General features: G+C 69.3%; 10 protein-coding genes. 1 reads left to right on the forward strand and 9 read right to left on the reverse strand.

Going from position 1 to position 12,995, the window contains the following annotated elements:
• Window positions 1-26 precede the first annotated feature (26 nt).
• A complete protein-coding gene (locus ACWCP8_RS11720; RefSeq protein ID WP_451115637.1) occupies window positions 27-3,413 on the reverse strand; it encodes a S8 family peptidase in 3,387 nt (1,128 codons plus the stop codon).
• A 428-nt stretch (window positions 3,414-3,841) separates the two neighbouring features.
• Entirely contained in the window at window positions 3,842-4,870 is a 1,029-nt protein-coding gene (locus ACWCP8_RS11725) for a helix-turn-helix domain-containing protein (RefSeq protein WP_352265075.1), read from the reverse strand.
• 362 nt (window positions 4,871-5,232) lie between these two features.
• On the opposite strand from ACWCP8_RS11725, the gene ACWCP8_RS11730 reads away from it, so the two are divergent.
• On the forward strand, window positions 5,233-6,354 hold the full coding sequence (locus ACWCP8_RS11730) for a PP2C family protein-serine/threonine phosphatase (protein WP_451115640.1): 1,122 nt from the start codon (window positions 5,233-5,235) through the stop codon (window positions 6,352-6,354).
• 221 nt (window positions 6,355-6,575) lie between these two features.
• Here ACWCP8_RS11730 and ACWCP8_RS11735 read toward each other — a convergent pair whose 3' ends face one another.
• From ACWCP8_RS11735 to ACWCP8_RS11765, 7 genes are all read right to left on the reverse strand, one after another.
• Complete coding sequence (locus ACWCP8_RS11735) at window positions 6,576-7,022, reverse strand: RBBP9/YdeN family alpha/beta hydrolase (protein WP_451115642.1); 447 nt, start codon at window positions 7,020-7,022, stop codon at window positions 6,576-6,578.
• The gene (locus ACWCP8_RS11740) at window positions 6,997-7,593 is read right to left on the reverse strand and encodes a hypothetical protein (protein ID WP_352265069.1); all 597 of its coding nucleotides are present in this window, start codon (window positions 7,591-7,593) and stop codon (window positions 6,997-6,999) included. The genes ACWCP8_RS11735 and ACWCP8_RS11740 overlap by 26 nt, the downstream gene beginning before the upstream one ends.
• A gap of 13 nt (window positions 7,594-7,606) precedes the next feature.
• Window positions 7,607-8,770, reverse strand: coding sequence for an ROK family glucokinase (locus ACWCP8_RS11745; RefSeq protein WP_352265067.1), 1,164 nt, complete (start codon window positions 8,768-8,770; stop codon window positions 7,607-7,609).
• A 135-nt stretch (window positions 8,771-8,905) separates the two neighbouring features.
• Window positions 8,906-9,772 carry an ATP-binding cassette domain-containing protein gene (locus ACWCP8_RS11750; RefSeq protein WP_451115644.1) on the reverse strand — a complete coding sequence of 289 codons (867 nt, stop codon included), beginning with the start codon at window positions 9,770-9,772 and terminating at the stop codon, window positions 8,906-8,908.
• Complete coding sequence (locus tag ACWCP8_RS11755) at window positions 9,739-10,794, reverse strand: ABC transporter permease (protein ID WP_352265063.1); 1,056 nt, start codon at window positions 10,792-10,794, stop codon at window positions 9,739-9,741. The genes ACWCP8_RS11750 and ACWCP8_RS11755 overlap by 34 nt, the downstream gene beginning before the upstream one ends.
• Complete coding sequence (locus tag ACWCP8_RS11760) at window positions 10,791-11,804, reverse strand: sugar ABC transporter substrate-binding protein (protein WP_443064396.1); 1,014 nt, start codon at window positions 11,802-11,804, stop codon at window positions 10,791-10,793. Before ACWCP8_RS11760 ends, ACWCP8_RS11755 begins: the two co-directional genes overlap by 4 nt.
• A 176-nt stretch (window positions 11,805-11,980) precedes the next feature.
• Complete coding sequence (locus ACWCP8_RS11765; RefSeq protein WP_352265061.1) at window positions 11,981-12,994, reverse strand: sugar ABC transporter substrate-binding protein; 1,014 nt, start codon at window positions 12,992-12,994, stop codon at window positions 11,981-11,983.
• Window position 12,995 lies beyond the last annotated feature (1 nt).

The following is a 12,995-nucleotide window of genomic DNA, read 5'->3' on the forward strand; positions in this document are numbered from 1 at the left end:
GGAGACCGCCCGGCCGGACCGTGTGGTTACCGGACGTCGTAGGCGCGGGTGATGGTCTGGGTGACCGCGTTGCCGTTGGCGTCGGTGAAGGTGGCCTTCGTCATGACCTGCTTGCCGGCGGCGCCGGTGTGGTCGAGGACCGCCGTCCACTTGCCGTCCTGCTGCTCGGTCGGCGCCTGGGTCCAGGTGGTGCCGCCGTCGTAGGAGTAGGACAGCGAGGCCGCTGTGATCGCGCCCGCGGTGTACCCGGCGTGACCCTCGACCGACAGGCCGACCTTGATGCCGCTCTGCGCGGGCAGGGTGTTCATGCCGTCCACCGGCAGGTCGTACGCCGGGTGGAGGAGCGGCAGGCCGCGGGAGTAGACGTCGGACTCCCGGTGGGAGCGGAAGCTCCAGGTGGTGTCGGCAGCGGTGGAACGCAGCCAGTTGCGGTCGCCGGTGTAGATCTTCTCCAGGTGCTGGGTGAGCTCGTACGCGGAGTCCTCGTCCGGTACCTCGAACACGCCGTACGGATAGGTGATTCTGCCGATCTCCTCACCGTTGCGCTTCAGCGACATCTTGCCGATGTCGCCGAACGACCCGCCGTAGGTCCAGTGGTCGCCGGAGCCGTCGACCCAGAGCGCGTTCTGGATGCCGAACAGGTTGCCCTGCCGCTCGGCGGCCAGCATCAGGTTGCCGTCGGCGTCGCGCGCCGCGCCCGGCCGCAGGGGGCCGCCGTACCACTCCTCGGCGCTCCGCTGTCCGGCCTTGTAGGTGCGATCGTGGTCCGACATGAACGCGGCAAACGGGAAGCTGGTCATCGCGCCGTGGTACCAGGCGTCGTCGCCGGTCGTGTAATAGGCGGTGCGGGTACCAGGCACGTGGACCGTCTGGAACAGGCTCACGGGAATCCGGGTGTCGCTGCTCCCGGAGGGACGGAGGAACAGCGCGTCGATGTAGTCGGCCTCCTTGCCCATGGCATGCCACGTCTCGGTGACCTGGGCCAGCCGGGAGTCATTCGGCTGGTAGGCCTGGTCGGAGTGCAGCGGGCCCTCGGTCGGGAACGACAGGTTGTAGACGTAGGACGAGCCGTCCTCGGAGCCGGTCGCGCGCCAGGTGGGCCGGAACTCGAAGGTGCCCTTCTGGGCGCGCCCGTCGATGTCCGCGTAGAACTTCTGCACGGCGCTGCCGGCCGTGAGTGTTCCGCTGAGCTGCCAGGTGTCGTCCCACGTGCGGGCGTAGTTCAACGTGGTGCCCCGCAGCGTCGAGGGGCGGTCGGTGTGCAGGCTCAGCTGGTGGGCCTTGCGGGCGTCGAGGACGACGGTGGTGTCCTTGGTGATCCGCATCTGCGGGTGGGCGAGGTAGCTGACCGATTCGGGCTTGTTGCTCGCGTCGGGCGTCGCTACGAAGCTGCTGAGGGCGTAGTCGCCCGGGCGCACACGGTAGGTCTGCTCGGGCGCACCCGCGTTGGTGCGGCGCTCGCCCTCGTCGGAGTCGATGCTGGCGACGTCCAGGGAGGAGGTGCCGGTCGCGGGCTTGCCGTTGCGGTCGACGACCTTGACCCGGAGGGTGACCGTCTCCGGCTGGACGTAGAGGGTGACGGGCACGGAGACGTGCACATCGCCGTCGGTGGCCAGGATCCGGCCGGTGACCGCACCGTACTGGGCGTCCTTCAGACGGGCGGTGGGGTCGATCTGCAGCGGCACCTGAGCGGTGGCCCCCGCCGGGACCGTCACCTTGTTCTCCTCCGGCTTGATGATTCCGGAGGTGACGTCGCTGCCGTCGTTGCCGTGCACACCGCTGAGCTTCAGATGGAGCGTCAGGTCGCTGTCGCTGGTGTTGGTGAAGGGCACCTGCACGGTGGTGCGGTCCGACGCGTCCTGCGGCCAGTTGTAGCTGCCGGCCTGGACAGCCGGCGCGGAGAGCGCCTTCTGGTTCACCGCGCCGAACACGTCAAGCACCCCACCGCCGGTCTGGTCGGCGCCGGCGACCTTGCCGCCGGTGCGGGCGGAGGAGACCAGGGCAGCCTTGATCTGCTGCGCGGTCCAGTCCGGGTGCGCCTGGCGGACGACGGCCGCAGCGCCCGCGACATGCGGGGTGGCCATGGAGGTGCCCGACATCGTCCGGTAGGCATAGACGCCGCGGCCGCCCGCGGCCGCCGCCGAGATATCGACGCCGGGGGCGGCGATCTCGGGCTTGAGGGTGTGGGTGACGGCCACCGGACCGCGGCTGGAGAACTGCGCGGTGGTGTCGTCGCGGTCGACGGCGCCCACGGTCAGCACGCCGGGCACACAGCCGGGCGAGGAAACGGTCTCGGCGCCCGGGCCGGAGTTGCCGGCGGCGACGACGAACAGGGTGTGCTTGCTCTTCGACAGCTCCTGCGTGGCCTGGGCCATCGGGTCGGCGCAGTCGCCGATCCTGGGGTTGCCCAGGCTCATGGAGACGACGTCGGCCTTCTGGTCGACGGCCCACTGCATACCCGCGATGATCCAGGAGTCCAGGCCGTAGCCTGCGTCGTTGAGGACCTTGCCGACGAGCAGGGAGGAACCGGGGGCGACGCCCTTCTTCCGGCCGTCACTGGCCGCTCCGGAACCGCCGACCGTGGAGGCAGTGTGGGTGCCGTGACCCTGCCGGTCGTCGGTGGTCTTGGAATCCGTGAAGTTCTTGGACGCGGCGACCCGGTTCACCAGGTCCGGGTGCTCGGCGTCCACGCCCGTGTCCAGCACGGCGACCTTGGTGCCCTTGCCGTCGTAGCCGGCCGCCCAGGCCTCCGGCGCGTGCACCTGCTTGGTGGACTGGTCCAGCGTGGCCTCGACCTTGCCGTCCAGCCACAGCTTCTTCAGCGTGGAGCCAGAACGTGAGCGGGTGTTGGTGATGTCCTGCCAGAAGGCGGCGGCGGTGTCCTTGCCTGCCTTGAGCGCGACGCCGTCCACAGCGGGGAGGCTCAGGCCCCGCTCGGACCCGCGAGGGGCCGCCGGCGCGCTGTCGGCGACGTTCACACTGTTCCGGTAGGTGGCGATGAGCGGCAGCGTGTCGGTGTGTGTGTCGTCGTATCCCTGGCGGATGAGCCCAGTGACGTTGAACAGCTGCTCGTCGACCTTGCCCTCGGCGATCGCCTGGGAGGCGCCCTCGGGGTAGACGTAGAGGTCCTTGCCCCTCTGATAGGTCTGGACTATCGGCTGCGTGCCGTCCTCGCGGGGCAGCACCGCCGCCGAGCTGTGACCCGACCTGTCCGTGGTCACCAGCACCTTGTCGCCGGTGACGAGCGTGACCGTCACCTGCTTGCCACCCGTTGTTGCGGTCCCGCCGCCGATGATGGGCTTCCCCGAGGCACCGTCAGGCGGTGTATCCGCCGCCCCGGAAGGCGTGACCACCGTGACGGCCAGGACTGCGGCGGTCGCCGTGCCCAAGGCCATACGCGTTATGGAACGCATGAATCTCCCTATTCGAGCCATGAACGTCTGCCAAACTGCGGCTGCAGCCTGGCAGACGTGTGGCTTGAGTGGGGATGCCTCGCGTGACGGGTTTCCCGCATGGCGGATTTCCGTCACGCGGTTACTTCCATCGGCTCGGTGGGACTTCGGACCTGACCGGTGGGGTTCGCCCGGCCGGAACGGCGATCCCGGTCGGGGACTGCCGGCCCGCCCGCGCCCTGCACCCCGTCGAGGTCACCGCCAACCGGTCGCCGGCGTCGTCAGCGGGCTCACCGTCGTCGTACCCGCGCCGCCGCACCCGTGCATGTCTTCAGTCAGAATCACGTCCCACCGGCGGTGAAGCAGTAACCCGCCAGGAGTTGGCGGCCGCCCTCGCTCGGCGACCATCAAGAGACAAAGGCTCCCCGGCCCTCAGGCCGAGGAGGAGGTCAAAGCCAGCCCGCACGTGCGGCGTGCCATCCGAGTTGCAGGCGCGAATCCGCTCCGGCCAGATCCATCAGACGGCGTGTCCGCCGCTCCACGGTACGTATGGACAGGCCGAGTTGGGAGGCCGCCCGCCGGTCGGAGATCCCTGCCAGCAGCAAAGCGAGAACCTCCAGTTCCCCCTCGGTCGGCTGCTGATCGCCTGCCGGCTCCGCACGCACACCCGTGACGGTGGTGTACAGCGGCCGGGCCTGGGCCCATTCCTTCTCGAACAGATGGACCAGGGCAGTCAGCAGGCCGCTGCGGTGCACCACGATCGCGCTCGGCTCGCCGCCGGAGTCCGCCATGTCCAGTGGCACCATGGCGCGCTCCCGGTCCGACACGACCATCTTCAGCGGCAGCGAGTCGACCAGGCGAAGCTCGATGCCCGCCGTGATGCCCGCCCGCGCATCCTTCGCCATGCCGGGACCGTCGAGATAGTCCTTGGCAGCCACGACCCGGAAGTCGACTCCGCGGTCCAGCGCGGAACTCTCCGACATGTCGGCGTCCTCGCGCGGCACCGCTATGGGCTCGCCGACGAGGAACACCAGCAACTCCCGCTGGGCGCCGCGCTGCAGTTGGTGAAAGCGGTGCGCCACCTGCTCCACGCCGACGACCACCTCCACGACGCTGCCCGCAGGGTGCGCGGCGGTACTGCGGTACTGCTCGGTCAGCATCGAGAACGCGGTCTCGGCCCGGTGCAGTGCGTTGCGCTGCTCGACAAGGAACGGGGCCAGGGCCACTGACGGGGGTGTGAGCCGGTAGCGGGCGAGCCGGCGACCGGCCTCACAGTCAGCCGAGTCAGGTGTCCCGCTCCCGGCCTCGCCGGCGACCGCCACCAGGCCACGTGTCGTCAGGTCGAGCAGGATGCGGGTGATCTCGGCCTTCTCGAGTCCGGTCTGCCGGGCGAGGTCCTGCGCAGAGGCTGTCGGGCGGGCCAGCAGTGCTGTGTAGATGGCCTCTTCAGCCGGTCCCAGTCCCAATGCCTGCAGCATCCAGCTCCCCCTCGGGCGGCCGCCGTGTCTGGACCTTGGCGCAGCTCGGGTGCACCGAGCAGGTTCTTCCCGGCCGAACCGTATCCCACTGTCAGGATGTCGGGCTGCTGCCTGTTGTGCACGTCATCTGGGACACCCGGACCGGCCTCCCGGGTATGAGACACCTCGCACGGAGGCTTCCGCGACATGGCCCGTCCGCACCCAGCGACATCGAATGCGACCGGGTCGAAGGAGTGCACGGGCCACGCACCCTGCACGTAGTGCTGGTCACCGCACACGCGACATCGTCCGGCGGGGCGCAGCTCACCCACGGCCGGGCCTGCCTAACGTACGCGGAGTACACCACCTGCCCGGGAGGTCCCGTGCCCCATAAGCGCCCGAAGACACTCGCGCGTCCCTTCGAGACCATCGAACCACCGCGCAACGCCGAAGTAATGATCCGCGTGGCGTCAGTGACCTTCCTGGTGCTGCTCCTCGGTGCCCTGTCCGAGTCCCCGGTGTGGCTTCTCGGGCTCCTTGTATTCCTGCCGGGGACGGCGTCCGCGCTGTGCACCGTACGCCAGACGAAGTTCGTGTCTGCATGGATCACGCTTGTGGTCATCGTCACCATGCTGGTCCGGCACGGTGACGGGCGGTCGTGGCTCGACAGGACCCTCATGATGCTGCTCACCCTCGCCCTGGGCGCGGCCTCCGTCTACGCCTGCCACCGTCGCATCCGCCGCGAGCACGAGATGCTGCGGCTGCGCTCCACCGCTGCAGCAATGCAGCGCCACATCCTGCGCCCTCTGCCTCTGCTCACCGACGACGTCCTGGTCGACGGCGTGTACGAGCCCGTACAGGAGGACCGGCTCATTGGCGGCGACATCTACGACGTCGTCGTCTCTCCGTGGGGAACCCGGGTTCTGATCGGCGATGTCCAGGGCAAGGGCCTACCCGCGGTCGGCGCCGCGTTCGCCGTCATCGGCGCCTTCCGTGAGGCGGCCCATCGAGAGCCCACCCTGACCGCGCTCGTCGATGCCCTCGATGCCTCTGTCGTACGGCACAACTCCTACGCCGCACAGACCGGCGACGACGAACGGTTCGTCACAGCGCTCATCGTCAACATCGACGCACACGACGAGGTACAAGTCATCAACTGCGGACACATTCCGCCGCAGTTGCTGCACAACACCACAGTCATCACGCCGTCCCTCGGCTCCGGCGTCCCCCTCGGTCTCGCCGAGCTCGCCGCCGAACCCGCAACCGTCGACTGGTTCACCTTCCCACCCGGCGCGACGCTGCTGCTGACCACCGATGGGCTCACCGAGACCCGCGACGCCGATGGCACGTTCTACCCCGTCACCGAACGCCTCACCGAGCGCGTATCTCTCTCCCCCACCGACCTGCCGCACGCCCTCTACGACGACGCGCGCGGGTTCGCCGGAGAGGGCGGCCAGCACGACGACGTCGCGATCCTGTCCGTCCGACGGTCACCGTTCCGCTGAGTGCATCACGGAGCGCATCACGCAATCGACCGTTACGCCCGCGGCCTACGGGACGCGCTGCGAACCAGGCCAGCATCTCAGGTTGGGTGATGGCATCCTCGGCGCTCACATCAGCGACATGAGCCCCTGGAGTGGGCGCACGGCTCCTCCCGCCCAGAAGCGGGCAGGAGGGAGTGCGAGAAGAGCGCGGCCGGGCGTCAGACGGACACGTCGGACAGGACTCAGCTGAGCTCGCGGATGAACTCTTCCGCCCGAGGCCATTCGCCGTAGCCGGATGCAGGGTTGAGGTGTCCGACCGGGCCGAGATCCACGAGACTGCTCCCCCATGCCCGGGCGAGATCGGCGACGCGATTGAAATCGGCCAGGGGGTCGTTCGTACTCGCCGCGACGATACTGGGGAAGGGCAGGGTTGTCCGCGGCGCAGGCAACCAGCCGTTTTCACGCAGGGCCTCCGGAGTGGGGTAGCCCTCGGGCAGCGGCGTGCCGAAGTCCGGCGGCGCCGCCAGCAGCGCGCCCTTGACCGGACGCCGGTGTCGTTGTGCCCAGTGCGCGGTGGTCATCACTCCGGCGCTGTGGGCGACCACTACGACCGGCCCGGAGATGTCCGCGTTCGAGGGCTGAGAGCGCCCTGTAGACCTCCGGTCAGGGGGTCGCCGCAGATACGACATATACGACAGGAGATGCCGGATCGGTCATGTCGACGGTGATGTCCTGGGTGGGGCGCGGGTCCTTGTTGGTGTGGGTGGTGCCCGCCCAGTCGACGCCCTGGCCGAAGTGCCAGCCCGCGATCTTGGTGTCGCGGGCGCCGACGGTGACGTCGCCGTCGGTCAGGGCCGCGCGGCTGGAGCCCAGACGGGACAGGAAGCGGTCGAGCCCGGAGGACGACGTACGGAACTGCACGTACATCCGGCTGGCCTTCCAGTTGTTCGTCTCGTAGTACTGGACGTCCACCGCGTCGCCGGGAATCGGCACCTCGAAGATCCGGCGCTGCATCCGGGACGGCCAGCCCTCGCGGAGCCCCTGCGCGGAGGCCTCGGCCTCCTTGTCCTGTCCGGAGCGACGGCTCTGGCCGGCGGAGATCAGCAGATAGCCGGCCGGGACGCCGATCAACAGGACGATGATGGTCGCCGTGATCAGGCGTCGCCGGATCATCCGGCGCCGGTCCTCCGGGGGCCGTCCGCCGCCCTCGTCGGGCGGCGAGGACTGGCGCGGCAGGACGGGACGCTCTGCTGTGGTCATGTTCTGGGGATCCCTAGGAGGTGCGGGTGTTGCGGGTCGACCGGATGGTGCTCGCAGCCTGGTCGTAGATCTGCGCGTACCGCTCGTACCGCTCGACACGACGGCGGTTGGTGCGGCGGAACCGGCGGGCGACCAGCCGGGCCAGGTCCGCGGCGCCGACCATACCTGCCTCCGGGCCGAGTTCCGCCTTCGCGATCCGGGCCTCGGGGCGGTAGCCACGGCCGGTGAGGTGGCGCTTGAAGGCATCCCTGGCGGGACCGATCAGCAGGTCGTCGGCGGCGCTGACACCGCCTCCGATGACGAAGCAGGAGGGGTCGAGCGCGGCGGCCAGATTGGCGATGCCGACACCGAGCCACTGGCCGATGTCCTGGAGGAGCTCGATGCACATCGCATCGCCCTCGCGGGCCAGTTCGGTGATGAGCGGCCCGGTGATGTCGGGGATGTTCCCCTTGACCCGCTCGATGATGCCGTGGGCGACGGGCGAGTCGGCGGCGGCCAGCTCCCTGGCCTCGCGGACGAGGGCGTTGCCGGAGCTGTACTGCTCCCAGCAGCCGCGGTTGCCGCACGGACAGCGGTGCCCTCCGGGCACCACCTGCATGTGGCCGAACTCACCGGCGACCCCGTACTTGCCGCGCTTGACCTGACCGTCCTCCAGAATCGCGCCGCCGATGCCGGTACCGAGCGTGATCATGACGAGATGGTCCTCGCCGCGGCCCGCGCCGAACCGCCATTCCGCCCACGCCGCGGTGTTCGCGTCGTTGTCCACCATGACGGGGACGACCAGGCGGGAGGCGAGGGCGTCACGGAGGGGTTCGTCGCGCCAGGCGAGATGCGGGGCGAACAGCACCTTGGAGCGGTCGGCGTCGACCCAGCCCGCCGCGCCGATGCCGACGGCGTGCACATCGTGCCGGTCGGAGAGGTCGAGGACCAGCTCGACGATGGTGTCCTCGACGACCCTGGGGCTCTTGGACTTGTCCGGCGTCTCGGTGCGCAGCTGCTCCAGGATGTTCCCGTCGGCGTCGACGACGCCGGCCATCACCTTCGTGCCCCCGATGTCGATGCCGACGGTGGGTACCCGTGGCGCCGTGAGGTGCGAGCGCCGCTCGCGGGTGCCGACGGTCCGCAGGACGGTGGCGCGGGCGGAGCCGCGGTGTGTGAAGTCGCGGTACGTGCTCATCGTCCCTGCATTGTCTGGGGGGACCGGGTGGTGACAGCTCCCGGCGGCGGACGGCGCCCGTCGGGCTCGATTCTGCCACTGCCGGAGCTTCGGGGCGGGCGGTCGGGGTCTGCGGCGCCCCGCCCGCGCTTTCTCCTACGGGGTGTCGTCGGTGACCGAATGGCCGCCCAGGTGGGTCGGCGAGGGGGCCCGCTCGAGCTCGTGGCTGAGCTCCTCGAGCTCGCTGCCACCGGCCATCTGGCGGGTCAGCTCGTCCAGGGTGATGGAGTCCTTGGTGTGGCTGCCGGACATGGCGCCCCGCTTGAGCAGCACGAACCGGTCGCCGACCAGATAGGCGTGGTGCGGGTTGTGCGTGATGAGAACCACGCCGAGCCCGGCGTCCCGGGCGGCCGCCACATACTTCAGCACGACCCCGGACTGCTTGACGCCGAGCGCCGCGGTGGGCTCGTCCAGGACGAGGACCTTGGCGCCGAAGTAGACGGCCCGCGCGATGGCGACGCACTGGCGCTCGCCGCCGGACAGGGTGCCGATCGGCTGGTCGACGTCGCGCAGGTCGATGCCCATGCGCAGCAGCTCGGAGCGGGTCGTCTCGCGCATCATCCGGACGTCGAGCCGCTTGAACGGGCCGGCGCCCGTCGTCGGCTCGGAGCCGAGGAAGAAGTTTCGCCAGACGGGCATCAGCGGAACGACGGCCAGGTCCTGGTAGACCGTGGCGATGCCCCGGTCCAGAGCCTCGCGCGGGTTGGCCAGAGCGGTCTCCTCGCCGTCGACGAGGAACCGGCCTGCGTCGTGCCGGTGCAGCCCTGCGATGATCTTGATGAGGGTGGACTTGCCTGCGCCGTTGTCGCCGAGGACGCAGGAGATCTCGCCCGAGTGGACCTCCAGCGAGACGTCCTGGAGGGCTTTGATGTTCCCGTAGAACTTGCTGACGTGGTCGAGCTCGATCAGCGCCCGGGGGGTCGCGGTCGTCATTTCGTCGCCTCCGCGCGCTTGCGTACCCATGCGTTGAGCAGGGTGGCCAGGAGCAGCATGGCTCCGAGGAAGAACTTGAACCAGTCCGGGTTCCACTCGGCGTACACGATGCCCTTGCTGGTCATGCCGAAGATGAAAGCGCCGATCGCCGAGCCGATCGCCGAGCCGTAGCCGCCGGTGATCAGGCAGCCGCCGATGACGGCCGCGATGATGTACGTCAGCTCGTTGCCGACGCCCTCGCCGGACTGCACCACGTCGAACGAGAACAGCAGGTGCTGCCCGGAGACCCAGGCGGCGAAGGCGACGCCGAGGTAGAGCCCGACCTTGGTGCGGATCACCGGAACACCGACGGCGCGGGCCGCGTCGGCCTCGCCGCCGACCGCGAAGATCCAGTTGCCGAAGCGGGTACGGAGCAGGATCCAGGTGGCGATCGCGACGAGCACCGCCCACCAGAGAATGGTGATCTTGAGCTCGACCCCGCCGACGGTCCACTGCGAGGCGAAGACCTTGCGGGCCGAGTCGAAGCCTTCCATGTCGGCGATGGACTTCGTCGACACGGTTCCGCTGATCAGCTTGGTGAAGCCGAGATTGAGACCGGTCAGCATCAGGAACGTACCGAGCGTGATGATGAAGCTCGGGAGTTTGGTACGGGTCAGCATGAGCCCGTTGAACGCGCCGACGGCCAGCGTCACCAGCAGCGACACGAAGACGCCGACCCAGATGTTGGCCGTCATCTGGTAGCTGAACATCGACGAGACCAGTGCGGAGCTGGTGACCAGGACACCGGCGGACAGGTCGAACTCACCGCCGATCATCAGCAGCGCCACCGGCGCCGCCATGATCCCGATGGTGGACGCCGCGTACAGCACCGTGCCGAAGCTGGAGGCGCGCAGAAAGCTGTCGGCGACGATCGAGAAGAAGATGAAGACGGCTGCGGCGCCCACGACCGAACCGAGTTCGGGGCGGCCGAGCAGCCTGCGCAGCGCCGAGGTGTGCAGCAGCCGCTCGTCGGACCCGGCCGCCGGGGCCGGTGGTTGCTCCGTCGTGGTCATCGGGTCCCCCGCTTCGTGTACTCCGCCAGCTCTGCGGCGTCCTTCGAGGTGATGATCTGCGGGCCGGTGAGGACGGGGCGCCCGCCGCCGAGCACATTGCGGTTGTAGCGGTAGAGCCAGAGCAGGTCGACGGCCTCGTACCCCTGGAGGTACGGCTGCTGGTCGACGGCGAAGCCCAGGGTCTTGTCCTGCAGTGCGGTGGCGACCTTCGCGTTCAGGTCGAACGTGTCGATCTCGGCCTTGGAGCCCGCGGTCCGCTTCGCCTTCACGGCGGCGTCCGCGAACGGTGCGCCGAGCGTGACGACCGCGTCGATGCTCTTGTCCGCCTGGAGCTTCGCCTCGATGGACGCCTGGACGTCGGGCATGTTGGTGCCCTCGACGTACAGGTTCTGCATCTGCCCGTCGAATGCCTTCTTCGCCCCGGCGCAGCGCTGCTCGTGGCCGACATTGCCCTGCTCGTGCAGGATGCACAGAGCCTTCTTGCGGCCGCGCGCGTTGAGCTCGTCCCCGACGGCCTCGCCGGCGATGGACTCGTCCTGGCCGATGTGGGTGAGCGCGCCGAACGCCTTGGACTCCGCGGAGCCCGAGTTCACCGTGATCACCGGGATCCCGGCCCTGGTGGCCTTGGCGACGACGTCCTTCATCGCGTCGGGCTTGGCGAGCGAGACGATCAGCCCGTCGACCTTCTGGTCGATCGCGGCCTGGACCAGCTGGGCCTGCTGCTGCGCCTCGTCGTTGTGCGAGTACAGGAACTTGATGTTGTCCTTGACGGCCGCCTGTTCGGCGCCCCGCTGGACGATGTCCCAGAAGGTGTCGCCGTCGCCCGAGTGCGTGACCATGGCGAAGGTCCAGCGGGGTGTGTTCACCGCGGACCGGCCCTCGGCGGCGGCCCGGGCCGCGCGCTCCTCCGCCCGCTTGCCACCGGTGCTGCTGCATCCCACGAGGGATGCCCCGAGCACCGCCGCAAGCACGGCACCCATCGCACGTACCCCTGTCCGAACCCTTGCCACGACGCCGTGCCCTTCTTGTGCTGCTCGCTGTACTGCTTGGTGCCGCCTGGGGGTATTGCCTCCCGGTCCGGCCGGCCAAGTATCCCCGAGCCCGAGTCGGCGCCGCCCGGCAGGGGCGGGACGTGTGTGTCGGAAGGGGGTGTGCACGGTGGTGTGCGCGGTGGCGCGTACGGCGGTCATCGGGTGCCGCGCGCGGTGTACTCCTCCAGCTGCGGGACGTCGTCGGCGGTGACGATCGCCGGGCCGGTGAGCACCGGTTTGCCGCCGCCGATGACATTGCCGTTCGTCTTGTTGAGCCACAGTTCGTCGACGGCGAGGTAGCCCTGGAGGTACGGCTGCTGGTCGACGGCGAAGCCGACCTCCGCGGCCTTGAGGCGTTTGACGACCTCCGCGTTCAGATCGAATGTGTCGACCTCGGCCTTGGAGCCGGAGCCCTCCTTGGCCTTGACGGAGGCGGCGGCGAACGGCGCGCCGAGGGTGACGATCGTGTCGATGCCGTGGTCGGCCTGGAGCTTCGCCTCGATGGAGGAGGTGGAGGCGGGCATGTTGGTGCCCTCGACGTTGAGGTTCTCGACCGCGCCCTTGAAGGTCTTCTTCACCCCGGCGCACCGCTCCTCGAGCGACACATTGCCCTGTTCGTGGATGACGCAGACGGCCTTCTTGCGGCCGCGCTCGTTGAGTTCCTCACCGACGGCCTCGCCGGCGACCTTCTCGTCCTGCCCGATGTGGCCGAGCGCGCCGACCTCCGCGGAGAACTGCGCGCCCGAGTTGATCGTGACGACGGGGATGCCGGCCTTCACCGCCTTGGCGACGACCTCCTTGACGGCTTCCGGTTTGGCGAGCGTGACGACGATGCCGTCGACCTTCTGGTCGATGGCGGCCTGGACGAGCTGGGCCTGCTCCTTGCCCTCCTTGTCGGCGGAGTACAGGAACTCGACGTTGTCCTTGGCCGCGGCCTGCTTCGCACCGCTGCGGACGATGTCCCAGAAGGTGTCGCCCTCCCCCGCATGTGTGACCATGGCGATCTTCATCCGGGGTGTGGAGACGCCTTTGACGCCCTGCCCGCTGCCGCTCCCGGGCTTGTCCTCCGAGCTCTTGCCGCCGGAGCTGCTGCATCCGGTTAAGGCGGTGAGCGCGAGGCCGATGGTGCATATGGCGATCAGGGTTGCTGTCCTGCGAGGGGTACGCATG

The organism is Streptomyces sp. NPDC002206, assembly GCF_053593595.1.